Here is a 26,156-nt window from a genome sequence, read left to right as displayed (position 1 = left end):
AAAGGCTTGCGCATACGCGGTACCAGGCTCTCTGTTTTTTCTGCTCACATAGGCGCTTCCTCACCGCCAGGCAGGACAAAGGCAGGGGTCAGGAAAGGGACGACCGGCGGCATGCATTACGGTGTTCATAACAAATCTGACAAGGTGTACTAATGAACCGCATTGCGAAACTTTTGGGTGTCATGGCGCTGGCTGTTCCGCTTGGCGCAATGACTGGGCTGGCAACTGCCGCAGAGCAGGCCGCCACCACGAAAGCTGATCCCGCCAAGGGCGAAACGCTTTACACACAGGGCGTCCCTGATCGCAATGTTCCCGCCTGCTTCTCCTGCCACGGCGCCGCTGGCAACAGCAGCGCCGCAGTCAATCCCAAGCTGGCTGGCCAGCAGGCCGACTATACACACAAGCAGCTTGTCGATTTCAAGGCCAAATCGCGGGACAACCCGATCATGTCGCTCTACGCTGGCGCGCTGTCGGATCAGGACATGCGTGATATTGGCGCCTACCTGGCCAAGCAGCCACTGAAGCCTGCCACGGCCAAGAACAAGGATACGATCGAACAGGGCCAGAAAATCTACCGTGCGGGTATTGCCGCGAAGGGTATCCCGGCTTGTGCCGGCTGCCACGGACCGACCGGCGCCGGGATTCCGGCGCAGTATCCCCGTATCGGAGGCCAGTATTCCGAGTACACCGAAGCACAACTGGTGGCATTCCGCCAGGGCACCCGCAAGAACAATTCGGTCATGACCACGATTGCCGCCAGGATGTCGGATGCCGAGATCAAGGCGGTGGCGGATTACGTCGCCGGCGTCCGTTAAGTCGTATCGCGCGCGATCCGGTATATCCCGTAGTGGGATGAACCGGAGACGCGGGCAACAATCGAAGAGGGTGGCCTGCTTGCCGAAGCATGTCCACCCTTTTTCATTTTTTGCGCCGCACCGTGGCGTCACACCGGCGCGAGAGACTCGCGCCACATGGATTTCAGGCGTTTCCGCACATGTCGAACCCTTCCACTTCAGGGCTGCACCTGAAGACCTCCCACCGCGTCCTGCGCGATACCGTCGAGTTGCTGTCCTCGATGCGGTTCGCCATCACGCTGCTGACGGTGATTGCCATCGCCAGCGTGATCGGCACGGTGCTCAAGCAGAACGAGCCGTATCCGAATTACGTCAACCAGTTCGGACCGTTCTGGGCTGATCTCTTTCACACGCTGTCGTTGCAGAAGGTGTACGGCTCGTGGTGGTTCCTGTTGATCCTGGCCTTCCTGGTGATTTCCACATCGCTGTGCATCTCCCGCAACGCCCCGAAGATGCTGGTCGAGATGCGTTCGTGGAAAGACCATGTGCGCGAGCGCAGTCTCCGTGCGTTCCATCATCGCGGGGAATATGATGCGCCGCGCGGTCGTGCGGAAGCGGTCGGCCGCGTGGCCGCACTGCTACGCAATCGGGGTTATCGCATCAAGCCGGTGGAGCATGAGGGTGCCACGCTGCTGGCGGCGAAGGCCGGGGCTGCGAACAAGCTTGGCTACATTCTTGCCCATACAGCCATCGTCGTGATCTGTATCGGCGGTTTGCTCGATGGGGATATGCTGATTCGCGCGCAGATGTTGTTTGGCGGCAAGTCGCCGATCAGTGGCAACGCCCTCATCAGCGAGATCGGGGCTCAGCATCGTTTGTCGACGAGCAACCCGGGATTCCGTGGCAGTGCGTTCGTGCCCGAGGGCGCTACCGTGTCGACGGCCATTCTCAATGTCGCGGACGGCGCGCTGGTGCAGGACCTGCCGTTCACGATCATGCTCAAGAAGTTTACGGTCGACTACTACTCGACCGGCATGCCCAAGCTGTTTGCGTCCGATGTCATTGTGACCGACCGTGCAACGGGCAAGCAGACCGAGGCGACGATCAAGGTTAACGAGCCGCTGACGATCGATGGCATTGCGATTTACCAGTCGAGCTTCGAGGATGGCGGCTCGCAATTGAATTTCGTGGGCTATCCGATGGCCGGTAGCAGCCATGCCACCTTCGCGCTTGGTGGCACGGTGGGCGGTAAGGTGCAGCTTGCCGGTACGGGTCCCGACGTCGACGGCCTGACCGTCGAGTTCAGCGATTTCCGCCAGATCAATGTCGAGACGGTTACCGATGGCTCGGGCAAGGCCGATGTGCGCGGTGTTGCGCGCAAGCCGCTCGGCACGCTGGATCAGCACCTGGGTTCGGCGGTGAACCTCGACAAGGACAAGAACCTGCGCAACGTCGGCCCCTCGGTCCAGTACAAGCTGCGTGATCGCAACGGTCAGGCGCGCGAGTTCAACAATTACATGCTGCCGGTGCAACTCGAAGGACAGACGGTATTCCTGGCTGGCATGCGCGAATCCCCTAGCGAGTCGTTCCGTTACCTGCGGATTCCCGCGGATGACCAGCGCAGCCTGAATGACTGGATGCGGTTGCGTGCGGCACTGCAGGACAAGGCGATGCGTGAACAGGCCGCACGCCGGTTTGCGGAAGCCTCGATGCCCGGGGCCGGCAAGGAAGCGCTGCGTGGCCAGCTTGCCGAAAGCGCCTTGCGTGCGATGGATCTGTTTGCCGGTGCCACGCGTCCTTCGCCGGACTCTCCGCCGGGCGGCTTCACGGCCATTGCGGCGTTCCTGGAGAAGTCCGTGCCGCAGGGCGAGCAGCAGAAGGCCGCCGATGTATTGCTGAAGATTCTGAATGGTTCGATGTGGGAATTGTGGCAACTGTCGCGTGAGCAGGCCAAGCAGCCGACGATCCCGAATGATGCGCAAAGTGCGGCATTCCTGCAGCAGTCCATTAACGCGTTGTCAGACAGCTTTTTCTATCTGGCACCGGTATTTTTGCAGCTTGATGACTTCAAGGAGGTCAAGGCAAGCGTGTTCCAGATGACCCGTGCGCCGGGCAAAAACATCGTGTATCTTGGCTGCCTGCTGTTGACGCTGGGCGTGTTCGCGATGTTCTACATTCGCGAGCGCCGGGTCTGGGTCTGGGTGCGCGACAGGCGCGAAGACGAGAGCGACGCGACAGGCAGTCACGTCATGATGGCGATGTCCACGCAGCGACGCACGCTCGACTTCGAGAAGGAGTTCACGGCACTGCGCGACGATATCGGACGCGCGGTAGGTGCCGGCGCCACGGTAGCGATGCCGTCCGCAGCACATCGATCCGAAGCATCAGCGCACGATGATCAACGCGGCGCGTCGCTATAGTAGAAAGTCAGCAGAGTCAGCAGATATAACAGGCGCGCAAGCGTCGCATAGCAGGAATGCCATGTCCTCCAATCTGAACCACGCCAATCCCGGGCTGCCCGCGCGACAGAACGTCGCAGCCCACGATATCCCTCCGGCCGATGCATCGTTCGATGCCGAATATCTGGAGCCGTCGTTCCTTCGCCGGCTGACTTGGGTTGACTGGGCCTTTGCGCTGCTGCTGGTCGCGGGTGCCGGCTTCGCGCTGGCGCAGTACGGACACTGGATGAACGTCTACGACAAGGCCGTGCTGATTGCGTCGGTGCCGACGTTCGCGCTGCTTGGCTGGCACTGGAAGGCGGTGCGGCCGTTGATGGTAGGCATCGCCGTACTGTCGCTGCTGGCGATCCAGATGTACCAGGGCAACCTGGCGCGTGCCGAAGAGGCATTTTTCCTGAAGTATCTGCTGTCGAGCCAGTCGGCCATCCTGTGGATGAGCGCGCTGGTGTTTCTCTCGACGGCGTTCTACTGGGTGTCGTTGATCACGCGATCCGAAACGGGCGCGAGCATCGGCAGCAAGCTCTGCTGGGCCGCCGTGGTCCTCGGTTTTACCGGTTTGATGGTGCGCTGGTACGAGTCGTATCTGATCGGCGCAGACATCGGTCACATTCCCATCTCGAACCTCTACGAGGTCTTCGTCCTCTTCACGCTGATCACGTCGCTGTTCTACCTTTACTACGAGCGTCGCTACGCCACGCGCGCGCTGGGCGCCTTCGTCATGCTGGTAGTGTCGGCAGCGGTGGCGTTCCTGCTTTGGTACACGGTGTCGCGCAATGCGCAGGAGATCCAGCCGCTGGTACCTGCGCTGCAAAGCTGGTGGATGAAGATCCACGTGCCGGCGAACTTCATTGGCTACGGCACGTTTGCACTGGCTGCAATGGTGGCGGTGGCCTACCTGCTCAAGCAGCGCGGCATCATGGCGGAGCGCCTGCCATCGCTCGAACTGCTCGACGACGTGATGTACAAGGCGATCGCCCTGGGCTTCGCGTTCTTCACGATTGCGACGATCCTGGGCGCACTGTGGGCGGCCGAAGCGTGGGGTGGCTACTGGAGTTGGGACCCCAAGGAAACCTGGGCGCTGATCGTGTGGCTGAACTATGCGGCATGGCTGCACATGCGCCTGATGAAGGGGCTGCGCGGCACCATGGCGGCGTGGTGGGCGTTGGTGGGCCTGTTGGTCACGACCTTTGCGTTCCTGGGCGTCAACATGTTCCTTTCGGGGTTGCATAGCTACGGCGAACTCTGAGACGCGCCGACGCTGGACCCGAGCTTGTCGATCGAAGAGCCCGTCCAATACGACGGGCTCTTTTTCGTTTGTCTTGTCGAGTAGCGCCCGCATCACAGGTGACATTTATTTGAACTCGACGGCGACAAACGCATCACATTCGGTGTTTACTGAGGGTGAACGGCACCGGTTGTCGGCGCCGACCGAGAAGGGAGACTTGAAGATGACTATTCGTCACAACGCCATGTCTGCATTGCGACCGGCTGCCTTGGCACTGGGTACGGCAGCGCTGCTGCTGGGCGGTTGCGCGAGCATGGGAATGGGAGGTGGAAACATGCCGCCGACCGTCAAGGTCGCCAACGGCGTACTGACCGATCCGCAGGGCCTGACGCTTTACACGTTTGACCGCGACACGGCGAGCAGTGGCAAGAGCGTCTGCAACGGCGCGTGTGCCACCAACTGGCCGCCGCTGTTGGCAGAGCCCGGCCGTACGGCATCGGGCGATTATTCGATCATCACGCGCGACGACGGCGCACGCCAGTATGCGTACAAGGGCAAGCCGCTCTATCGCTTTGCCAAGGACGCCAAGGCTGGCGATCGTGCAGGCGACAACCTGAACAACGTCTGGCACGTCGCAAAGCCCTGAGCGGGCACGGCGACCCGCCAGAAGGCCGCGCCGGCTCCCGGGTAGAAGGGGCGGGCGCGGCCTTTTGTCGCAATGTCGGGGGCGGCATCGCACGTTTGAGACCGTTTTCGTGTCCAATGCAGCATCGTCCAGAATAAATGCTGCCCATCATGCTGATTCCTTCCCCCAAATGGCTGCGCGGTGATGACATTGCCGCATCCGAGATCACGCCTCGGGAGACATATCTTTCGCGTCGGCAGTTGCTGGCGCTCGGCGGCGCTGGGATGGCGGGTACGTGGCTCTCGCGTTCAGCGTTTGCGCAAGGCGCGCCCGGCAAACTGGCGCGGCTGCCCGCCACGCCGAACAACGCCTATGTCGTGACCGAGAAGCGCACGCCCTACGAGGACGTCACCACCTACAACAACTTCTACGAGTTCGGCACGGACAAGTCCGATCCCGCCCGCAATGCCGGCACGCTGCGCCCGCGTCCGTGGCAGGTGGCAGTGGAAGGCTTGGTCAAGCATCCCAAGACCTACGACATCGACGAGCTACTGAAACTCGCGCCGATGGAGGAACGTGTCTACCGGCTGCGTTGCGTGGAAGGTTGGTCGATGGTGATCCCGTGGATCGGATATCCGCTGGCGGAACTGATCAAGCGCGTGGAGCCGCAGCCCGGCGCGAAATTCGTGCAGTTCATCACGCTGGCCGACAAGAAGCAGATGCCGGGCTTGGGTAGCAGTGTCCTCGATTGGCCGTACAGCGAAGGACTGCGCATGGACGAGGCGATGCATCCGCTGGCGCTGCTGACCTTCGGGCTGTATGGCGAGGTGCTGCCCAATCAGAACGGCGCACCCGTGCGGATGGTGCTGCCGTGGAAATACGGATTCAAGAGCGCAAAGTCGATCGTGAAGATTCGTTTCGTCGACAAGCAGCCGCCGACGAGTTGGAACCTTGCCGCCGCCAATGAGTATGGCTTTTATTCCAACGTGAACCCGGATGTCGATCATCCGCGCTGGAGCCAGGCCACGGAGCGTCGCATTGGTGAGGACAAAGGCGGTGGTGGTTTCTCCGCGCTGTTCGCGCCCAAGCGCAAGACGCTGCCGTTCAACGGCTATGGCGCGCAAGTGGCATCGCTCTATCAGGGCATGGATCTGAGGAAGAACTTCTGATGGATGGGCGCGGTCCGTCGGCTACCCCGACGCGTGCGGGCGAGGCGCGCGGGCTGGCGATGCCCACCCCAGCGCAACTGCGTGCCGTGAAGGTCGTGGTGTGGTTGCTGGCATTGTTACCGTTCGCGCGATTGATGTACCTGGGCGCGACCTCGCAGTTCGGCGCCAATCCATTGGAATTCGTGACGCGGTCCACTGGGACGTGGACGCTGGTGATGCTCTGCGTGACGCTGGCTGTCACTCCGCTACGCAGGCTGACCGGTTGGAACTGGTTGCTTCGGCTGCGTCGCATGCTGGGCCTGTTCACGTTCTTCTACGCGCTGCAGCACTTCCTGCTGTGGCTGGCCGTGGATCGAGGATTCGAACTGGCGGCCATTCTCAAGGACATCGGCAAACGCCCGTTTATCACGGTCGGGTTTGCGGCGTTCGTGCTGATGGTGCCGCTGGCTGCCACCTCGGCCAATGTTATGGTGCGATGGCTCGGCGGCAAGCGGTGGCAGAGCCTGCATCGGGCAATCTATGCCATCGCCGTGCTGGCGATCCTGCACTTCTGGTGGCACAAGGCCGGCAAGAACGATTTTGGTGAAGTGTCGATCTATGCTGCCGTGGTGTTTGTGCTGCTGGCAACACGGGTGTGGTGGCGGGGCAAGCGGGCATAGCGGCTTCTGCACGTCGTCGCGGAGTGCCATGAAAAAACGGCGACGTGCGGTAGTCGCAGCATCGCCGTTTTTGGCGTGCCGATGCAGGGCGCATCGGGATGTCTGAGGCGTCTTCAGTCTTTCAGGAGGCGCTCATTGGCGAACAGGTCCGCCGGCAGTTCGCGCTCGCGCACGAGGTGCACGGTGTTGCCATCGACCATGACTTCGGCGGCGCGGCCACGCGTGTTGTAGTTCGAGCTCATGACGAAGCCATACGCGCCAGCCGACATCACCGCCAGCAGATCGCCCGGCTGCACAGCCAGCGCGCGATCACGGCCCAGCCAGTCACCTGATTCGCACACGGGGCCGACCACATCGTAGGTGCTGGCGGCGTCGTCGCGCGGCGCCACGGGTTCGATGCGATGGAACGCCTCGTACATTGCAGGGCGGGCCAGATCGTTCATGGCGGCATCGACAATGCAGAAATTCTTTGCCGCGCCCGGCTTCAGGAACTCCACTTGGGTGAGCAGCACGCCAGCATTGCCAACTAGCGAACGGCCCGGTTCGAACAGCACTTCGCGGTGACCGTGACCTCGCGCCGCCACGCGGTCGATCAGCGTCGTGGCGAAGCCGGTGATGTCCGGCGGCGTCTCGTCGTCGTACGTGATGCCGAGACCACCGCCTACGTCGATGTGTTCGAGCTTGATCCCTTCGGCTTCGAGCGCTTCCACTACGTCCAGCACCTTGTCCAGTGCTTCAAGGTACGGGGCGACTTCCGTGATCTGCGATCCGATGTGGCAATCGATACCTGCCACGTCGATGTGCGGAAGTGCGGCGGCGCTGCGGTAAGTCGGCAGCACGTCTTCAAATGCGACACCGAACTTGTTGCCTTTCAGCCCCGTGGAGATGTAGGGGTGGGTCTTGGCATCGACGTCGGGGTTGATGCGCAGCGACACGCGCGCGCGCTTGCCCAGGCGTCCCGCCACGGCGTTGAGCCGGTCGAGTTCGGGAATCGATTCGACATTGAAGCCACGCACGTCATGTTGGAGTGCCAGCGCCATGTCGGCCTCGCTCTTGGCGACGCCGGAGAAGACCACCTTGCGTGGGTCGCCGCCAGCGGCGATCACGCGCAGTAGTTCACCGCCCGAGACGATGTCGAAGCCCGCGCCCAGCTTTGCGAAGACCTGCAGCACGGCCAGATTCGAGTTGGCCTTGACCGCGTACTGCACGTGCGCATTGCGGCCCTTGCAGGCAGCGGCGTAGGCATTGTAGGCGGTGGTCAGCGCGGCGCGCGAATAGATGTAGGTCGGCGTACCGAACTCGGCGGCGATACGGGCCAGCGGCACCTGTTCGGCGGCGAGGGTGCCGTCCGGACGGCGGGAGAAGAATTCAGTCATGTTCGTGGCGTGCAGCACTCAGCGTGCGGAGGGGGCGGAAGCGCCGGTGGCCGGCTGGACGGGTACTGGCGAGGTGGCCGGTTCGCCCATGGGTTGGGCCGGCGTCACGGCACCCGGCTTGCCCAGGCCCGGATCGGGCACGGTCGGCGGGGTGGGTTCGCCCGGCACCCGGGGCATGTACAACGGGCCGCGGATGCCGCAGCCGGCGAGGGTCATCGCGAGAACGGCGGCAAACGCCGATACAATCGCACCACGACGCAGCATCGGGGAGTCCTTCATTTGTCTGGATGGGCTTTCGGATGGCTGGGGGAGGCGTGCTGCTTCCCTGATTTCCATCAATTGATGCCGGCCCAAAGCCTGTCGGAAACGGGCCGCCGGCGGTCTTGGAGTGTAGCATGCCCCCCCTCAATGAAACGGAGTTCCTGGCGCTGGCCGGGGCCGCGCTGGACAAGCTGGAAGCCGACATCGAGTCCGCCGCGGACGCGGTCGACGCCGATGTCGAAATCAACCGCACCGGCAATGTCATGGAGCTCGAATTCGAGGATGGCTCCAAGATCATCGTCAACAGCCAGGCGCCGATGCAGGAATTGTGGGTGGCGGCCAAGGCAGGAGGCTTCCACTTTCGCCATGACGGCGCCAAATGGATCGATTCGCGCAGCGGGGCGGAGCTGTACGCGGCGCTGTCGGGTTACATGAGCCAGCAGGCCGGTGCGACGCTGACGCTGAAGTAAGCGCTGGGGCGCTTCGGCGCCTTGATAAAAAAACCGGCCGCCAGGGCCGGTTTTTTTCGTTTTGAAGCCGGAGGCCGCACATCATGCGCCGCCGAACATCTCCAGGATCTTCTTCTTTTCCTGCTCGGTGTCCTGGATCGGACGCGAGCTTTCCTCGGGCTTGCCCGGCCACGGATCGCCCAGGCCCACGGAGGCCACGCCAGCGCCGCCCGCGTTCTCCTCAAGCGTCCAGTCGCCAGCCACGTTGACCACGCCTTCCGGCGCCTGGCGATCCGGGCTTTCCGGTACGCCCTTCAGCGCCTTGCTCATGTACCCCACCCAGATCGGCAGGGCCAGCCCGCCGCCGGTTTCGCGCACGCCCAGGCTCTTGGGCTGGTCATAGCCCATCCAGGCGATGGCCACGAGCTTCGGTGTATAGCCTGCGAACCAGGCATCGACCGCGTCGTTGGTGGTACCGGTCTTGCCGGCCAGATCGTTGCGGCCCAGCCGCTGCTTGGCCGGATTGGCCGTGCCACTGCGCACCACCTCCCGCAGCATACTGTCGGCGATAAAGGCGGTCCGCGCATCCAGCACACGCACCGCATCGGCACCGGCCGTCTGCGGATGGGTTTCCGAGATGACCTTGCCGCGCGAATCTTCCACACGCTGGATCAGGTACGGATTCACGCGGTAACCGCCATTGGCGAAGACCGAGTAGGCGCCGGCCATCTGCAACGGCGTCACGCTTCCCGCGCCCAGTGCCATCGGCAGGTAGGCCGGATGTTTGTCGGCTTCGAAGCCGAAGCGTGTGATGTAGTCCTGGGCGTACTGGGTGCCAATGGCGCGCAGGATACGGACGGAAACGAGGTTCTTCGATTTGGCCAGCGCGCGGCGCATCGTCATCGGACCTTCAAACTTGCCGTCGTAGTTCTTCGGTTCCCATACTTGGCCGCCAGTGTCCGGGCCAATCGTCAGCGGCGCGTCATTGATCACTGTCGCCGGCGAGAAACCCTTTTCCAATGCGGCCGTGTAGATGAACGGCTTGAAGCTCGAACCGGGTTGGCGCCACGCTTGCGTGACGTGGTTGAACTTGTTCCGGTTGTAGTCGAAGCCGCCCACCATGGAGCGAATCGCACCGTCCTCCGGATTCAGCGAGACGAATGCCGCGGCTACCTCGGGCAGCTGCGTCACGGACCACGAGTTCGACTTCTCGTCCTGCGTCACGCGGATGATTGCGCCCGGGCGGATCTTGACCTTGGGCTGGGCATTGGCCGACAACGAAGGCGCGATAAAGCGCAGCGCGTTACCTTCGATCGTTGCCACCTCGCCGGACAGCAGCGTGGCCTTGACCTGCTTGGACGTCACGCTGGTCACCACGGCGGAGCGCAGGTCGTCACTGCCCGGATGCTCGACGAGTGCATCGTCGATGGCCTGCTCGCGTTCCGCGGAGTCGGATGGCAGGTCGATGAATGCCTCCGGACCGCGGTAGCCGTGCTTGCGCTCGTACGTCATGATGCCGCTGCGTACAGCCTCGTATGCGGCGTCCTGGTCGGTCTTGTTCAACGTGGTGTGGACCGTCAGGCCGCGCGTGTAGGTTTCCTCACGATACTGCGCGTACATCAGTTGCCGCACGATTTCCGCCACGTACTCGGCGTGGGTCGAGAACTCGTTGCCCTCGCTGCGCACCTTCAACTCCTCGCGTACCGCCTGATCGTACTGTTCGGGCGTGATGTAGCCGAGGTCGCGCATGCGCTGGAGAATGTATTCCTGGCGCACCTTGGCGCGGCGCGGATTGACCACCGGGTTGTAAGCCGACGGTGCTTTGGGCAGCCCGGCCAGCATCGCGGCTTCGGCCGGCGTCACGTCCTTGATCGACTTGCCGAAATACACGCGTGCGGCGCTGGAGAACCCGTAGGCGCGCTGGCCCAGGTAGATCTGGTTCATGTACACCTCGAGGATCTGATCCTTGGTCAGATTGGCCTCGATCTTGTACGCGAGGAGCATCTCGTAGATCTTGCGCGTGTAGGTCTTCTCGCTGGACAGGAAGAAGTTGCGTGCTACCTGCATCGTGATCGTCGATGCGCCTTGCGACAGGCCGCCGCGCAGGTTGGCCAGGCCAGCCCGCAGCACGCCCACGAAGTCCACGCCGCCGTGTTCGTAGAAGCGGTCGTCCTCGATCGCGAGCACGGCCTTCTTCATCACGTCGGGAATTTCGCCGATCGGCACGAAGTTGCGGCGCTCCTCGCCGAACTCGCCAATGAGGATGTTGTCGGCCGTGTAGATCCGCAACGGGATCTTGGGACGGTAGTCGGTGATGGTGTCCAGCGACGGCAGGTTCGGGGCTGCCACAACCAGCGCATAGCCTACCAGCAGCGCCACCGCAACCATGCCGGCAACAAGCAGTCCGAGCACCCAGAACATGATGCGCGTCCAGAGCGGACGGCGGACGGGGAGGGACGGCTTCTGTTGTGCTGTGGCCATAAGGGGTTTACCTGACAAGAGTGCCCGGATTATATCGTCGGCGCCTGGCCACACAGCGCGCCCGGTGGCGCGGAAGGCGCTATCGCGCTGTTACAAGATGTAATGACGTTGAGGTCTGCCGGTCACGCGGTGCAGATCGCTGACGCAGCGCGGGTCAGCGGGAGGTCTCGCAGCGTTGGTGAAAACGACCCGTCTGACGTGACGTCGGAAGGGGCGCGTTGCCGGGAAACGACGCCCTGCGACGGCGATGTTTCGGAGCGTCGGATTTTGGCAACGGATTCGCGACGACCTTCTGAAAATGGATGCGTGGTCAAACCGGCACATTGCCAGCGCCCATGGTTTGAGTGAGAATCCACGAACATAAAAGAGCAAACGTTTCATCCAAGAAACTGGCTCGCACCATTAGAGCAAACAAGCCGTGGGCGAGTTCAAATGTCAGGGGGTCAACCTTGCGACGGGGCATCTTGTCGGGTCTTCTACGCCGTACTACGGTCGGCGTAGATATTGGGTCGTCTAGCGTCAAGGTCGTCGAACTGTCCGTCGGGGCAGGGAAGAACGACTTCAGGCTGGAGAAATGCGCCAGCGAACTGCTGGATCGCAATGCCGTTGCCGATGGCAACGTGGTCAACATCGAGGCCGTGGGGATCGCGCTGAAGCGTGCCCTTGGCAAGGCCGGCATCCGCACCAAGGACGTAGTCCTGGGTGTGCCGTCCATGCTGACGGAATCCCAGACGGTCAGTCTTCCGGACAACCTGTCCGAGGACGAACTCTATTCGCAGGTCGAATCGGAGGCGCACCGCCTCTATCCGCCTTCCCAAGCGGTGAATTTCGACTTCGCGGTGATTGGTCCCAGCGAAACCGAAGGTGGTATTGGCGTACGCGTCACGGCCGCCAACAGCGATCGTGTGCAGGAGCGCGTGACGGCTGCCGAAATGGCCGGCCTCAAGCCGCAGGTCATGGACGTGGAGGAGTACGCCGTACAGCGTTCGGTCGTGCAGATGCTTGGCGTTCCGGTGGGTGTGACGGAAACCGACGCCAAGGATCTGCCGGTCGTGGCGGTCGTGCATCTTGGCGGCAGCCGTTCCAAGGCCATCTTCTACCAGGGCTGGAAGGAACTGTACGAGCAGCCTCTGAACAGCTACGGCGACCAGCTCACGCAGAGCGCCGCTCGCATGTTCACACTGGACGCGCTCAAGGCCGAGATCAAGAAGCGCAAGAACACGCTTCCCGAAGCGTGGCGTGCGCAACTGCTCAAGCCGTCGCTCGATGCACTCGCCATGGAAGTGCAGGGTGCCATCGGCAACTTCATCGCCAGTTCCAGCCTGAGACGTGTCGACGAGATCCTGCTGTCCGGCGGCCACGCTTCGCTGCTGGGTGTCCAGGCGGCGATCCAGCAGCAGACGCAGATCACGACCACGCTGGCCAATCCCTTCGCCAACATGATGACCGCAGGCAAGGTCAACGAACGCTATCTCCAGCGTGACCTGCCTGCGTACATCGTCAGTGCGGGACTGGCGCTGCGCGGACTGCAATAACCCACCTTGGGGGACACGCATGTCCACGACGACGAATACCATTCCGTCGGTCAACCTGCTGCCTTATCACGAGGCGCGCAAGGCAGCCCGACGCAAGAAGGTCTACACGATGCTGGGCGGTGCGGCGGGCGCAGGTGCGCTCGTGGTGCTGGCTGGCGGCTTCTACATTGACGCGCAGATCGAGGATGTCAGCCGTCTGAATCAGACGCTTTCGACCGAGAACGCCCGCATGGACGGGCAGATCAAGGAAGTCAACTCGCTCAAGAAGGATATCGAGGCACTGCTCGACCGGCAGCGCGCCATCGAAAGCTTGCAGGCCCAGCGCAACCTGCCGGTGCAGTTGCTCGAGGAACTGGTTCGCCAGGTACCCGAAGGCGTGTACCTGACAAGCCTCAAGCAGACGGGCGACAACTTTGTCATGGCCGGCATCGCGCAATCCAACGAGCGTGTCTCCGAACTGCTTCGCAACATCGACCAGGTGCAATGGCTCGATCGAGCCGAGTTGGTCGAGTCGAAGGCCACCGTGATGACGAACAACCTGAAGGAGCAACGCAGGCTGTTCGACTTCTCGATGCGCTTCTCGTATCGCGTGGAAGAACCCGCCGTCAAGAAGGGCGCCGGCGGCGCATCGGCGGCCGCGGCCAAGCCCGCGAAAGGCAAGGTCTGACCATGGCGCTGAATTCCGATATCTCCCTGCAGGATCTGACCGCGCAGTTCCGCGGCCTGAACCTGAACGAGCCCGAAACGTGGCCTACCGCCCCGCGCCTGCTGTTCTCGGTTCTGGCCGCGGTGATCGTGCTGGTACTCGGCTGGCAGTTCTATTGGAGCGACAAGACCGCCGATCTTGATCGCCGTCATGCCGAGCACGAGACTCTCAAGACACAGTTCCGAAGCAAGGTGGCGCAGGTGGCCAACCTTGAAGCATTGCGCAAGCAGAAGGTGGAAGTGGAAAAGCGCGTAGCGCTTGCCGAACGCCAGTTGCCCAACAGTACCGAGATGGACGCGCTGCTCGCGGACGTGAACCACGCTGGTGTGGCGCGCGGCCTGCAGTTCGAACTGTTCAAGCCACAGGCGGCCATCATCAAGCCGTACTTTGCCGAGATTCCGGTCAACCTCAAGGTCACCGGCCGCTACCACGACGTTGCGTTGTTCAATGCGGACGTGGCGGCCCTGTCGCGGATCGTGTCGATGCGTAACCTGAACATGTCGGTGGCCAAGGACGGCACGCTTTCGATGGAAGGTGTGGCGATGGCCTATCGTGCGCTGGACCCGGACGAGCAGGCAGCACAACGCAAGGCGGCTGCCGATGCCGCGGCGAAGAAGAAGGGAGGTGCCAAGTGAGTCGCCTTCTCGAACGATGCCCCCCGGTTGCGCTGCATACGTTGGCTGCTGCGGCACTGGCGGTGCTCGCGCTGGCCGGATGCGGCCCTAGCGAGGACGACGGCCTGAGACTGTGGATGGACCAGACGCGTGCCGCTAAGGCGCCCGCGCCCGAGCCGCTGCCCGACGTCAAGCCTTACACGCCGCGCGAGTATGCCGGCCGTAGTTCGCCGGAGCCATTTGCGCAGACCAAGATCGGCGAGCTGAACAAGTCGATGACCGAGTCGCCGGAGGCCGGACGGCGACGCGAGCCGCTTGAAGACTATCCGCTGGAGAACTTCAAGATGCTCGGCATGCTGAAGAAAAACGGCGAGACCTACGGTGTCGTACGCGTAGATAACAAGATCCACCACGTCAAGGTGGGTCAATATCTCGGCCAAAGCTATGGCCGGGTCGTCCGCATCAACGATCAGGAGATCGTGTTGCGCGAATTGGTTCGGGAAGGGGTCTCAGATTGGAAAGAGAAAATGACCAGCCTGAAGCTGGAGGCATCCGCATGATCACCGCACGTTGGGTCAGGACGCTTGCGGGCGCGTCCGCTATGGCGCTGATGCTGGCCGCTCCGGCCGCATTTGCACAGAACAACCAGCTCAAACAGGTGGACGCCAACGTGGTTGGCGAGCAGACCGTGTTCACGGTCGACCTCAAGAGCCCGCTGGCGCAGAAGCCGGTGGATTTCACGACGCAGAATCCGTCGAAGATCGCGATCGATTTCTTCGATACCGGGTTTGTAGGGGGCCGGGCACAGTATGAGTACGCCGGCAAGCTGCTCAAGAGCGCCAACGTGATGCAGATCGGGGACCGCACCCGCGTGGTGCTGAACCTGAGTCGCAACGCGACGTATCGCACGGAAATTCGGGGCACGCAGTACGTGGTGTTGATGGACAACGTCACGCAGTCGGCTACCGCCGCCGCACCGACGTTCGCGCCATCGCCGACCGTGACCGCCGCCGTGGCGGCGAACCGTCCGTCGGTACGCAATATCGATTTCCGTCGCGCTGGCGAGAGTGCAGGCCGCGTGGTGGTGGACTTGTCCTCGCGCGATACCGGCATCAACATCCAGCAGCAGGGCCAGAACCTGGTCGTGGATTTCATGGGCACCTCGCTGCCGGCCGATCTGCGCCGCCGCTTCGATGTGACGGATTTCGGCACGCCGGTGCAAGGTCTGCGTGCCAACGATGCCAACGGCAGCGCTCGCCTCATCATCGAGCCGCGCGGCAACTGGGAATACAGCTCTTACCAGACCGACACCCAGTTCGTGGTGGAGGTGCGGCCGGTCAAGAACGATCCGAACAAGCTGATCGCCGGTCAGGGATATCGCGGCGAGAGGTTGTCGCTGAACTTCCAGAACATCGATATCCGGTCGCTGCTGCAGGTCTTTGCGGACTTCACGAACCTGAACATCATCACGAGCGACACGGTTCAGGGCAACCTGACGCTGCGCCTCAAGGATGTGCCGTGGGACCAGGCGCTCCAGATCGTGATGGACTCGAAGGGGCTGGCGTCGCGCCGCAACGGCAACGTGCTGTGGGTGGCGCCGAAGGCCGAGCTGGCCACGAAGGAAAAGCTCGAGCTTGAGTCGATGCAGCAGATCAACGAACTCGAGCCGATCCGCAGCCAGGTGTTCCAGCTCAACTACCAGCGTGCCGACGATGTGCGCCGCATGCTGCTGGGGTTGCCGGTGGCGGGCAGTGGCGGCGGTGCTGCACCGGCGGGTGGTGCAGCGGGTGCCGCGAGCGTGACGCGCATGCTGTCGAAGCGCGGCTCGCTGACGGCGGATCCGCGTACGAACCAGCTGTTCGTGTCGGACATCGGCAGCAAGCTGGAAGAAGTGCAAGGCTTCCTGCAGAAGATCGACATTCCTGTACGCCAGGTCATCATCGAGGCGCGCATCGTCGAGGCGAGCGATACGTTCAGCCGCAATCTCGGTGTGAAGCTGGGTTTTGCCCTGCCGCGCTCGGGCAGCGCAATCGGCAATTCCTATCAGAACGTGGCCTCGCCATTCACGGCCGACAGCAAGTGGACCAACGCGCCGGCGCTGAGTTTGCCGGCAGCGGCGATCAATGGCGTGGACCCGGCATCGGTGGCATTCAGCATCTTCAACGCCGGCGCAGGCCGCTTCCTGGATCTGGAAATCTCGGCGCTGGAAGCTGACGGCAAGGGCAAGATCATCTCCAGCCCGCGTGTCGTGACGGCAAACAACATCAAGGCGCTGATCGAGCAGGGTACCGAACTGCCGTACCAGTCGGCTACGTCGAGCGGCGCCACGTCGATCCAGTTCCGCAAGGCCAACCTGAAGCTGGAAGTCACGCCGCAGATCACGCCCGAAGGCAATGTGCTGCTGGACGTCGATGTGAACAAGGACAGTGTCGGTATCCAGACCGTCAACGGCTTTGCCATCGACACCAAGCACGTGCAGACCCAGGTGCTGGTCGACAACGGCGGCACGGTGGTGATTGGCGGTATCTACAGCCAGGACGAAAGCAACAACGTCAACAAGGTGCCCTTCCTGGGCGATATCCCGGTGATCGGCAACCTGTTCAAGAACAACGCCAAGGTCAACAACCGGACCGAGCTCCTGGTGTTCCTGACGCCGCGCATCCTGAACGATAACGTCTCGCTGAAATAGCCCGGTCCGGGTGCAGCACCAAGCCCGGATGCAGTAAACTGGCAGGCCGCGTCGCAACCCGACGCGGCCTTTTTCCTTTTGGCGGCGTCGTGGGCGGTATCGATGGCTGGCCGGGACGGGAGCCATGCAATGATGCACAATGGCGTTTGCATCACGTCGCGTCCCCTCCCAGGCGACCGCGCGTGCCCCGAGCCTTATCGTGCAAGACAGTCTCCTGTGACAGCCAATCGCCCGAACCTATTCTTTGTTGGCCTGATGGGCGCCGGCAAGACCACCGTGGGCCGCGCCGTAGCCCGACGCCTGAACTATCCGTTCTTCGATTCGGACCATGAACTCGAAGCGCGGTGTGGCGTGCGCATCCCGGTAATTTTCGATCACGAAGGTGAAGCCGGATTCCGGGACCGCGAGGAACACGCCATTGCAGAACTGACGTCGCGCAGCGGCATTGTGCTGGCAACCGGCGGCGGCGCCGTACTGCGCGAGGCCAACCGGGCGGCCCTGAAGGCCAATGGCACGGTCGTCTACCTGCGCGCCAGCCCGCATGACCTGTGGCTGCGCACCCGGCATGACCGCAACCGTCCACTGCTGCAAACCGCCGATCCCAAGGGGCGCCTGGAAGCGCTCTACGCCGAGCGCGATCCGCTCTATCGGGAAGTGGCGGACTTCATTATCGAAACCGGCAAGCCGACCGTGGCACAGCTTGCTAATATGGTTCTCATGCAACTTGAAATGGCCGGCTTCACGCTTCCGCCCGTCGATACTGCCGCCGATTCGATTTCGGAAACGGACGAGCCAGACGGGCGCCCGGCCCAGGACACCCATTCATGATCACGCTGGAAGTCGATCTCGGGACGCGTAGCTACCCGATCCATATCGGCGGCGGCCTGCTGGACCGCGCCGAACTGCTGCAACCGCATGTGCGGGGGCAGCACGCTGTCATCGTCACCAACGAAACCGTGGGGCCACTGTACGCGGCGCGCGTCGAGGCCGTGCTGGCGAAGCTCGGCAAGACCGTACGGACGGTGGTACTGCCCGACGGCGAGCGCTTCAAGCAGTGGGAAACGCTGAACCTTATCTTCGATGCGCTATTGCAGGCTGGCGCCGATCGCAAGACGACACTGATCGCACTGGGCGGCGGCGTGGTGGGCGACATGACGGGGTTTGCAGCCGCCTGCTATATGCGCGGCGTGCCGTTCGTGCAGATGCCGACGACGCTGCTGTCGCAGGTGGACTCGTCCGTGGGCGGCAAGACTGGTATCAACCACCCGCTCGGCAAGAACATGATCGGCGCGTTCCACCAGCCGAATGCTGTGATCGCCGATATCGACACGCTGCGAACGCTGCCGCCGCGGGAACTCGCAGCGGGGCTGGCCGAGGTCATCAAGCATGGTGCCATCGCCGATGCGGACTACTTCGGCTGGATCGAATCGAATATCGCCGGACTCAATGACTGCGACGTCGTGCTGATGGCCGAAGCCGTGCGCCGCTCGTGCGAGATCAAGGCAAGTGTGGTGGCGCAGGACGAGCGCGAAGGCGGCCTGCGCGCCATCCTCAATTTTGGGCACACGTTCGGCCATGCCATCGAAGCCGGCATGGGCTACGGCGAATGGCTGCACGGGGAGGCCGTGGGCTGCGGCATGGTGATGGCAGCGGACCTGTCGCATCGGCTGGGCTTCATCGACGTGCAGACCCGCGCGCGCATCCGCACGCTGACGCAAGCGGCCATGCTGCCCGTGGTGGCGCCGGACCTGGGCGTGGATCGCTATGTCGAACTGATGAAGGTGGACAAGAAAGCCGAAGCCGGCAGCATCAAGTTCATCCTGTTGCGCAAGCTGGGCGAAGCATTCATTACCACGGTGCCGGACCCCGATCTGCGCGATACGTTGCGCCACGCCGTCCTCAAACCGCCTACCGAGGCACCGGTCGCGTGAGCGACAGGTTATGCCTTGCAACCCCGAACCAGCCACGGATTAACGGATTGCCCGCATGACCACCGCTCCCCTGAAAGTCACACCCGCCGACCTCGACGCCCACCTCGCCCCGTATGCCGCGCTCTCTGCGCGGTCGCGCGGGCGCGTGCATGCGGAGCCGGCCTCGTCGTCGCGCAGCGAATTCCAGCGCGACCGCGATCGCGTCATCCACAGCACGGCCTTTCGCCGGCTCGAATACAAGACGCAGGTTTTCGTGAATCACGAGGGCGACCTGTTCCGCACGCGGCTCACGCACAGCCTGGAGGTGGCACAGATCGCGCGATCCATCGCCCGCAACCTGCGGCTGAACGAGGATCTGGTCGAGGCCATTTCGCTGGCGCACGATCTTGGGCACACGCCATTTGGGCACGCCGGACAGGATGCGCTCAATGGTTGCATGAAGAACCACGGAGGCTTCGAGCACAATCTGCAGAGCCTGTTGGTGGTGGACGAGCTGGAGGAGCGCTACGGGGGCTTCAACGGGCTGAACCTGACGTTCGAAACGCGCGAGGGCATCCTGAAGCATTGTTCGCGCGTGAACGCCGCTGCGCTGGGTGAGCTGGGGCGCCGCTTTCTGGAGGGGGCGCAGCCCTCGCTGGAGGCGCAACTGGCCAACCTGGCCGACGAGATCGCCTACAACAACCACGATATCGACGATGGCCTGCGGTCGGGTTTGCTGACCCTGGAGCAACTCGACGAGATCCCGATGTGGGGACGCCATCGCGCGGAGGTGATGGCGGCGTTCCCGGGTATCAACGGCAGGCGTGTGATCAATGAGACGGTGCGCCGTATGATCAACACGCTGATCGTCGATCTGATCGAGACCACGGGGCGCAATATCGTGGCGGCCAACCCGAAGACGATCGATGACGTACGCGCCGCCGGCCCGCTGGTGTCGTTCAGTCCGAAGGTGCATGAAGAGGCCCAGGCACTCAAGCGTTTCCTGTTCCGCCATTTGTATCGCCACTACCTGGTGATGCGGATGTCGGCCAAAGCCCAGCGCATTATTACCGACCTGTTCGGCGCATTCATTCAGGATCCGCGCCTCCTGCCGCCGCAATACCAGGCGGCGGGCCACGGCACAGATCAGCCACGGTTGATCGCGCACTATATCGCCGGCATGACGGACCGCTATGCCATCCGCGAGCATCGCCGCATCTTCGCAGTCAGCGAAAGCAACTGACTCGCCGGGGATGCATTGAAATAAACGGGGACAGATCAGGCTATCATTGGGGTCACCCAAGATCAGATAGCCGGATTGCCCCATGGCTCGCCTTCCCCGATTCTCTCCCCCTGACATGCCTGTGCTGGTGTTGCAGCGCGGGAACAACCGCCAGCCGGTGTTCCTCGGCACAGACGACTACCTGCATTACCTCGATTGCCTGCGCATGGCAGCCCGCGAACACGAGTTGTCGATCCACGCCTATGCATTGCGGCCCAACCATATCCACCTGGTCGCCACGCCCAAGGGGGCCGATTCGCTGAGCTTGACGATGCAAGCGGTGGGCCGGCGCTACGCTCGGCATTTCAATCGGGTGGCAGAGCGTACTGGCACCCTCTGGGAAGGACGGTTTCGCTCGGCGGTCATCGAACCCGGCCTCTGGATGATGCCCGCCATGCTCTATGTCGAGGGGAATGCGGTTCGTTCTGCCGATGTCTTGACGCCTGACGCCGACCGCTGGAGCAGCTATCGCCATCATGCCGGCATCGAAGCCAGTCCGCTTGTAAGCGATCACTCCGTGTATTGGGATCTCGGTAACACGCCATTCGAGCGCCAATCCAACTACCGGGCGCTGATGGCTGACGGCCTGTCCGGCAAGACGCTCGCCACGCTGCAAAAACATGCCCATAGCGGCTGGCCGCTGGGTAGCGATGCGTTCTTGGCGCAGTTGGAGCGGCAGTCCACCCGGCGGGTGCAACCCCTTCCCAAAGGCCGGCCGCGCAAGGTGGGGGGCGAGGACGCGTTGCCATCGCCGTCAGATCACGCACCAACTTGAGGCATTTGTGCGCGAAATATAATGTGTCCCCATTAATTGGCCCTATAAAAATGGTGCGATTTTTAATGTGTTCTGACCCCATTTAAAAAATCTGCGCGGTTAAGTCGATTCTCTTATAGTTGCCCCACCCACACAGTCATTGTGCGGCGCGTCACGCTCGTGTACGCCGCTGCGGTGCCTGCATGCCACGCCCGATAAAGAGGCCCTGCAGCAGCCACCCCTACGGTCTGCCCGCGCGCTGATTGCGCAGCCTTCACCGGAATTCAGCCCGTGGACCATACGCAACACCCCACCGCTTCTGACGCACTCGCCGCCCGCCCACAGGCCCAGGGCCTGTACGACCCGACCAACGAACACGACGCCTGCGGCGTCGGCATGGTCGCGCACATCAAGGGCAAGAAGTCCCACGAAATCGTTTCGCAGGGCCTGAAGATCCTGGAGAACCTGGATCACCGGGGCGCCGTGGGCGCCGACCCGCTGATGGGCGACGGTGCCGGTATCCTGATCCAGATTCCGGACCAGTTCTACCGCGAGGAAATGGCCAAGCAGGGCGTGACCCTGCCGCCGAACGGCGAGTACGGCGTGGGCATGATCTTCCTGCCGAAGGAACACGCGTCGCGTCTGGCCTGCGAGCAGGAACTCGAACGCACGGTGCGCCTGGAAGGCCAGGTCGTGCTGGGCTGGCGCGATGTGCCGGTGGACGCCAACATGCCGATGTCGCCGACGGTGCGCGAGACCGAGCCGGTCATCCGCCAGATCTTCATCGGTCGCGGCCGCGACATCATGACCACCGACGCGCTGGAACGTAAGCTCTACGTCATCCGCAAGACGGCCAGCCACGCCATCCAGGCGCTGAAGCTCAAGCACGGCAAGGAATACTTCGTGCCGTCGATGTCGGCCCGTACCGTCGTGTACAAGGGTCTGTTGCTGGCCAACCAGGTGGGCGAGTACTACCTGGACCTGCAGGATTCGCGCGCGGTGTCGGCGCTGGCACTGGTTCACCAGCGCTTCTCGACGAACACCTTCCCGGCCTGGGAGCTTGCCCACCCGTACCGCATGGTCGCCCACAACGGCGAAATCAACACGGTCAAGGGCAACGTGAACTGGGTGAACGCGCGGACTGGCGCGATCTCGTCGCCCGTGCTCGGCGATGACCTGCCCAAGCTCTGGCCGCTGATCTATCCGGGCCAGTCGGATACCGCATCGTTCGACAACTGCCTCGAACTGCTGACGATGGCCGGCTACCCGCTCGTCCACGCCATGATGATGATGATCCCGGAAGCCTGGGAACAGCACACCATGATGGACGACAACCGTCGTGCCTTCTACGAATACCACGCCGCGATGATGGAGCCGTGGGACGGCCCCGCCGCCATCTGCTTTACCGATGGCCGCCAGATCGGCGCCACGCTGGACCGTAACGGCCTGCGTCCGGCCCGCTTCTATGTGACCGAGGACGATTTCGTCGTGCTGGCTTCGGAAGCTGGCGTGCTGCCGTTCCCGGAATCGCGCATCGTCCAGAAGTGGCGCCTGCAGCCGGGCAAGATGTTCCTGATCGACATGGAGCAGGGCCGCATCATCGACGACAAGGAACTCAAGGACAACCTGGCCAACGCCAAGCCGTACAAGAGCTGGATCGACGCCGTCCGCATCAAGCTGGACGAGATCGACGCCAAGCCGGAAGACGTGGCGGCCGAGAAGAAGCCGGTGTCGCCGCTGCTGGATCGCCAGCAGGCATTTGGCTACACGCAGGAAGACGTCAAGTTCCTGATGGCGCCGATGGCGCTGGCCGGCGAGGAAGCCACGGGCTCGATGGGCAATGACTCGCCGCTGGCCGTGCTGTCGTCGAAGAACAAGACGCTGTACCACTACTTCCGCCAGCTGTTCGCACAGGTGACCAACCCGCCGATCGACCCGATCCGCGAGAACATGGTGATGTCGCTGGTGTCGTTCATCGGTCCGAAGCCGAACCTGCTGGAACTGAACAACATCAACCCGCCGATGCGTCTTGAAGTGTCGCAGCCTGTGCTGGACTTCAAGGACATCGCCAAGATCCGCAACATCGAGCACTACACCGGCGGCAAGTTCCGTTCTTACGAACTGAACATCTGCTACCCGGTGGCGTGGGGCAAGGAAGGCATCGAAGCCCGCCTGGCATCGCTGTGCGCGGAAGCCGTGGACGCCGTGCGTTCGGGCTTCAACATCCTGATCGTGACGGACCGTCGCGTGGACGGTGGCGAGGTGGCGATTCCCGCGCTGCTGGCCACGTCGGCCATCCATCATCACCTGGTGGAGAAGGGCCTGCGCACGTCCGCCGGCCTGGTCGTGGAAACCGGCTCGGCACGTGAAGTCCACCACTTCGCACTGCTGGCCGGCTACGGCGCGGAAGCCGTGCACCCGTACCTGGCGATGGAAACGCTGGCCGATATGGCCGCGGGCCTGTCGGGCGACCTGTCGCCGGAAAAGGCAGTCAAGAACTTCGTCAAGGCGATCGGCAAGGGCCTGTTCAAGGTGATGTCGAAGATGGGCATCTCCACGTACATGTCGTACACGGGCGCCCAGATCTTCGAAGCCATCGGCCTGTCGCGCGAACTGGTGCAGAAGTATTTCCACGGCACGCCGTCGAATGTCGAAGGTATCGGCATCTTCGAGGTGGCCGAGGAAGCGCTGCGCCTGCATCGCGATGCATTCGGCAACAACCCGGTGCTGGAGAGCATGCTCGACACGGGCGGCGAATACGCCTACCGCGTGCGCGGCGAAGAACACATGTGGACGCCGGACTCTATCGCCAAGCTGCAGCACTCGGTGCGTGCGGACGATGGCAAGGGCCAGTACCAGACGTACAAGGAATACGCGAACATCATCAACGACCAGAGCCGTCGCCACATGACGCTGCGCGGCCTGTTCGAGTTCAAGGTTGACCCGGCCCGCGCGATTCCGCTGGAAGAAGTGGAGTCCGCCAAGGAAATCGTGAAGCGCTTCGCCACGGGTGCGATGTCGCTCGGTTCGATCTCGACCGAAGCGCACGCAACGCTGGCCGTGGCGATGAACCGCATCGGCGGCAAGTCCAACACGGGCGAAGGCGGCGAGGACGAGAAGCGCTATCGCAACGAACTGCGCGGCATTCCCATCAAGCAGGGCGACACGTTCAAGAGCCTGCTGGGCGATCACGTCATCGAGAAGGACCTGGAACTGAAGGCTGGCGACTCGCTGCGCTCGAAGATCAAGCAGGTGGCGTCGGGCCGCTTCGGCGTCACGGCCGAGTACCTGGCTTCCGCCGACCAGATCCAGATCAAGATGGCGCAGGGCGCCAAGCCGGGCGAAGGCGGCCAGTTGCCGGGCCACAAGGTGTCCGACTACATCGGCAAGCTGCGTTACTCGGTGCCGGGCGTTGGCCTGATCTCGCCGCCGCCGCACCACGACATCTACTCGATCGAGGATCTGGCACAGCTGATCCACGACCTGAAGAACGTGAACCCGATGTCGGACATCTCGGTCAAGCTCGTGTCCGAAGTGGGCGTGGGCACCGTGGCGGCAGGCGTGGCGAAGGCCAAGGCTGACCACGTGGTGATCGCCGGCCATGACGGTGGCACGGGCGCATCGCCGTGGTCGTCGATCAAGTACGCCGGATCGCCGTGGGAACTGGGTCTGGCCGAAACGCAACAGACGCTGATGCTGAACGGCCTGCGCAACCGCATTCGCGTGCAGGCTGACGGCCAGATGAAGACGGGCCGCGACGTGGTGATCGGCGCGCTGCTGGGCGCCGACGAGTTCGGCTTTGCCACGGCACCGCTGGTGGCCGAGGGCTGCATCATGATGCGCAAGTGCCACCTGAACACCTGCCCGGTGGGTGTGGCCACGCAAGACCCGGCGCTGCGCAAGAAATTCCAGGGCAAGCCCGAGCACGTGGTGAACTTCTTCTTCTTCGTTGCAGAGGAAGCCCGCGAGATCATGGCGCAACTGGGTATCCGCACGTTCGACGAACTGATCGGCCGCGCTGACCTGCTCGACACGCGCGGTGGCATCGAACACTGGAAGGCACGCGGCCTGGACTTCAGCCGCATCTTCTACCAGGCACCGTTCCCGGCGGATGTGCCGCGCTACCACACCGATGTGCAGGACCACGGCCTGTCGGTGGAAGCCGGCAAGGCGCTGGACCACACGCTGATCGCCAAGGCGCGTCCTGCCATCGACAAGGGTGAGCGCGTCTCGTTCATTCAGCCGGTCAAGAACGTGAACCGCACGGTGGGCGCGATGCTGTCCGGCGTGATTGCCAAGCAGTACGGTCACGAGGGCCTGCCCGACGATACCGTCCACATCCAGTTCCAGGGCACGGCCGGCCAGTCGTTCGGCGCGTTCCTGGCGCACGGTGTGACGATCGACCTCGTCGGCGATGCCAATGACTACGTGGGCAAGGGCCTGTCCGGCGGCCGCGTGATCGTGCGTGCCCCGCACGAGTTCCGTGGTGACCCGACGCGCAACATCATCGTCGGCAACACGGTGCTGTACGGCGCGCTGGCTGGAGAAGCCTTCTTCAACGGCGTGGGCGGCGAGCGTTTCGCGGTGCGTAACTCGGGCGCCACGGCAGTTGTGGAAGGCACGGGCGACCACGGTTGCGAGTACATGACCGGCGGCACGGTGGTGGTGCTGGGCGGTACGGGCCGTAACTTCGCGGCTGGTATGTCGGGTGGCCTGGCCTACGTCTATGACGAGGACGGCCTGTTCGACAAGCGCTGCAACACGGCGATGGTGGCACTCGATCCGGTGCTCGCCTCGGCGGACCAGCAGAAGGAGCAGCCGGAATCGCAGTGGCACAAGTTCGATGGCAAGCGCCAGCTGGACGAAGTGATCCTGCGCAACCTGATCGAGCAGCATTTCCGCTACACCGGTTCGGAGCGCGCCAAGGCGCTGCTGGCCGACTGGGCAACGGCACGCCGCAAGTTCGTCAAGGTCTTCCCGACCGAGTACAAGCGCGCGCTGGGCGAGATGTACGCCAAGGAGCAGGCCGCACGCGACAACGATCGCGAAGCGGTAGCCGCCTGATCGGGCAGCCCCACGAGAGGGCGCCTGCGGCCACGGGCCGCGGCGCCGACAAGATACTGACCCCACGCGAGGCTGGCCCGGCCGCCTCGCGCCAAGCAAGACCA

At 63.1% G+C, this 26,156-nt stretch carries 20 protein-coding genes; 17 read left to right on the top strand and 3 right to left on the bottom strand.

Annotated features, from left to right (window positions below):
- The first annotated feature begins 152 nt into the window (after positions 1-152).
- The 6 genes from GA566_RS14555 (at position 153) to msrQ (ending at position 6,931) form a co-directional block, all read left to right on the top strand.
- Complete coding sequence (locus tag GA566_RS14555; protein WP_137925272.1) at positions 153-815, top strand: cytochrome c; 663 nt, start codon at positions 153-155, stop codon at positions 813-815.
- A 179-nt stretch (positions 816-994) separates the two neighbouring features.
- Complete coding sequence (locus tag GA566_RS14550) at positions 995-3,214, top strand: cytochrome c biogenesis protein ResB (RefSeq protein WP_160473071.1); 2,220 nt, start codon at positions 995-997, stop codon at positions 3,212-3,214.
- Between the two features lie 61 nt (positions 3,215-3,275).
- The gene (gene ccsB, locus GA566_RS14545; RefSeq protein WP_160473070.1) at positions 3,276-4,499 is read left to right on the top strand and encodes a c-type cytochrome biogenesis protein CcsB; all 1,224 of its coding nucleotides are present in this window, start codon (positions 3,276-3,278) and stop codon (positions 4,497-4,499) included.
- Between the two features lie 202 nt (positions 4,500-4,701).
- The gene (locus GA566_RS14540; RefSeq protein ID WP_137925275.1) at positions 4,702-5,124 is read left to right on the top strand and encodes a hypothetical protein; all 423 of its coding nucleotides are present in this window, start codon (positions 4,702-4,704) and stop codon (positions 5,122-5,124) included.
- A 149-nt stretch (positions 5,125-5,273) separates the two neighbouring features.
- Positions 5,274-6,272 carry a protein-methionine-sulfoxide reductase catalytic subunit MsrP gene (gene msrP / locus GA566_RS14535; RefSeq protein WP_137925276.1) on the top strand — a complete coding sequence of 333 codons (999 nt, stop codon included), beginning with the start codon at positions 5,274-5,276 and terminating at the stop codon, positions 6,270-6,272.
- Positions 6,272-6,931: a protein-methionine-sulfoxide reductase heme-binding subunit MsrQ gene (msrQ, locus tag GA566_RS14530; protein ID WP_160473069.1), complete on the top strand. Its 660-nt coding sequence runs from the start codon at positions 6,272-6,274 to the stop codon at positions 6,929-6,931. Before msrP ends, msrQ begins: the two co-directional genes overlap by 1 nt.
- A 113-nt stretch (positions 6,932-7,044) precedes the next feature.
- On the opposite strand, the gene lysA is transcribed toward msrQ, so the two are convergent.
- Both lysA and GA566_RS14520 read right to left on the bottom strand, forming a co-directional pair.
- A complete protein-coding gene (gene lysA / locus GA566_RS14525) occupies positions 7,045-8,307 on the bottom strand; it encodes a diaminopimelate decarboxylase (protein WP_160473068.1) in 1,263 nt (420 codons plus the stop codon).
- A gap of 18 nt (positions 8,308-8,325) precedes the next feature.
- A complete protein-coding gene (locus GA566_RS14520) occupies positions 8,326-8,586 on the bottom strand; it encodes a lipoprotein (protein ID WP_237380192.1) in 261 nt (86 codons plus the stop codon).
- Between the two features lie 116 nt (positions 8,587-8,702).
- Between GA566_RS14520 and cyaY the strand changes: the two genes are divergently transcribed.
- A complete protein-coding gene (gene cyaY, locus GA566_RS14515) occupies positions 8,703-9,038 on the top strand; it encodes an iron donor protein CyaY (protein WP_137925279.1) in 336 nt (111 codons plus the stop codon).
- Positions 9,039-9,119: 81 nt separating this feature from the next.
- On the opposite strand, the gene GA566_RS14510 is transcribed toward cyaY, so the two are convergent.
- Entirely contained in the window at positions 9,120-11,498 is a 2,379-nt protein-coding gene (locus GA566_RS14510; RefSeq protein ID WP_160473067.1) for a penicillin-binding protein 1A, read from the bottom strand.
- Positions 11,499-11,962: 464 nt separating this feature from the next.
- On the opposite strand from GA566_RS14510, the gene pilM reads away from it, so the two are divergent.
- The 10 genes from pilM to GA566_RS14460 all read left to right on the top strand — a co-directional run bounded on the left by pilM (position 11,963) and on the right by GA566_RS14460 (position 26,052).
- A complete protein-coding gene (gene pilM, locus GA566_RS14505) occupies positions 11,963-13,033 on the top strand; it encodes a type IV pilus assembly protein PilM (protein ID WP_202126702.1) in 1,071 nt (356 codons plus the stop codon).
- 19 nt (positions 13,034-13,052) lie between these two features.
- Positions 13,053-13,700, top strand: coding sequence for a PilN domain-containing protein (locus tag GA566_RS14500; RefSeq protein WP_137925282.1), 648 nt, complete (start codon positions 13,053-13,055; stop codon positions 13,698-13,700).
- A 2-nt stretch (positions 13,701-13,702) separates the two neighbouring features.
- Positions 13,703-14,374, top strand: coding sequence for a type 4a pilus biogenesis protein PilO (locus tag GA566_RS14495; RefSeq protein WP_137925283.1), 672 nt, complete (start codon positions 13,703-13,705; stop codon positions 14,372-14,374).
- Positions 14,371-14,913, top strand: coding sequence for a pilus assembly protein PilP (locus tag GA566_RS14490; RefSeq protein WP_160473065.1), 543 nt, complete (start codon positions 14,371-14,373; stop codon positions 14,911-14,913). The genes GA566_RS14495 and GA566_RS14490 overlap by 4 nt, the downstream gene beginning before the upstream one ends.
- The gene (gene pilQ / locus GA566_RS14485) at positions 14,910-17,042 is read left to right on the top strand and encodes a type IV pilus secretin PilQ (RefSeq protein WP_160473064.1); all 2,133 of its coding nucleotides are present in this window, start codon (positions 14,910-14,912) and stop codon (positions 17,040-17,042) included. Before GA566_RS14490 ends, pilQ begins: the two co-directional genes overlap by 4 nt.
- A gap of 216 nt (positions 17,043-17,258) precedes the next feature.
- Positions 17,259-17,870 (top strand): shikimate kinase, encoded by a 612-nt coding sequence (locus tag GA566_RS14480; RefSeq protein ID WP_137925286.1) that lies wholly within the window; start codon positions 17,259-17,261, stop codon positions 17,868-17,870.
- Positions 17,867-18,973 (top strand): 3-dehydroquinate synthase, encoded by a 1,107-nt coding sequence (gene aroB / locus GA566_RS14475; RefSeq protein ID WP_160473063.1) that lies wholly within the window; start codon positions 17,867-17,869, stop codon positions 18,971-18,973. The genes GA566_RS14480 and aroB overlap by 4 nt, the downstream gene beginning before the upstream one ends.
- 55 nt (positions 18,974-19,028) lie before the next feature.
- Entirely contained in the window at positions 19,029-20,195 is a 1,167-nt protein-coding gene (locus GA566_RS14470; protein ID WP_137925288.1) for a deoxyguanosinetriphosphate triphosphohydrolase, read from the top strand.
- A gap of 82 nt (positions 20,196-20,277) precedes the next feature.
- Positions 20,278-21,009, top strand: coding sequence for a transposase (locus tag GA566_RS14465; protein ID WP_160473062.1), 732 nt, complete (start codon positions 20,278-20,280; stop codon positions 21,007-21,009).
- Between the two features lie 375 nt (positions 21,010-21,384).
- The gene (locus GA566_RS14460) at positions 21,385-26,052 is read left to right on the top strand and encodes a glutamate synthase-related protein (RefSeq protein ID WP_202126800.1); all 4,668 of its coding nucleotides are present in this window, start codon (positions 21,385-21,387) and stop codon (positions 26,050-26,052) included.
- Positions 26,053-26,156 lie beyond the last annotated feature (104 nt).

It is taken from the genome of Cupriavidus sp. SW-Y-13 (genome assembly GCF_009793345.1).
Lineage (GTDB): Bacteria > Pseudomonadota > Gammaproteobacteria > Burkholderiales > Burkholderiaceae > Cupriavidus.
This window is presented reverse-complemented; position numbering and strand designations above follow the sequence as displayed.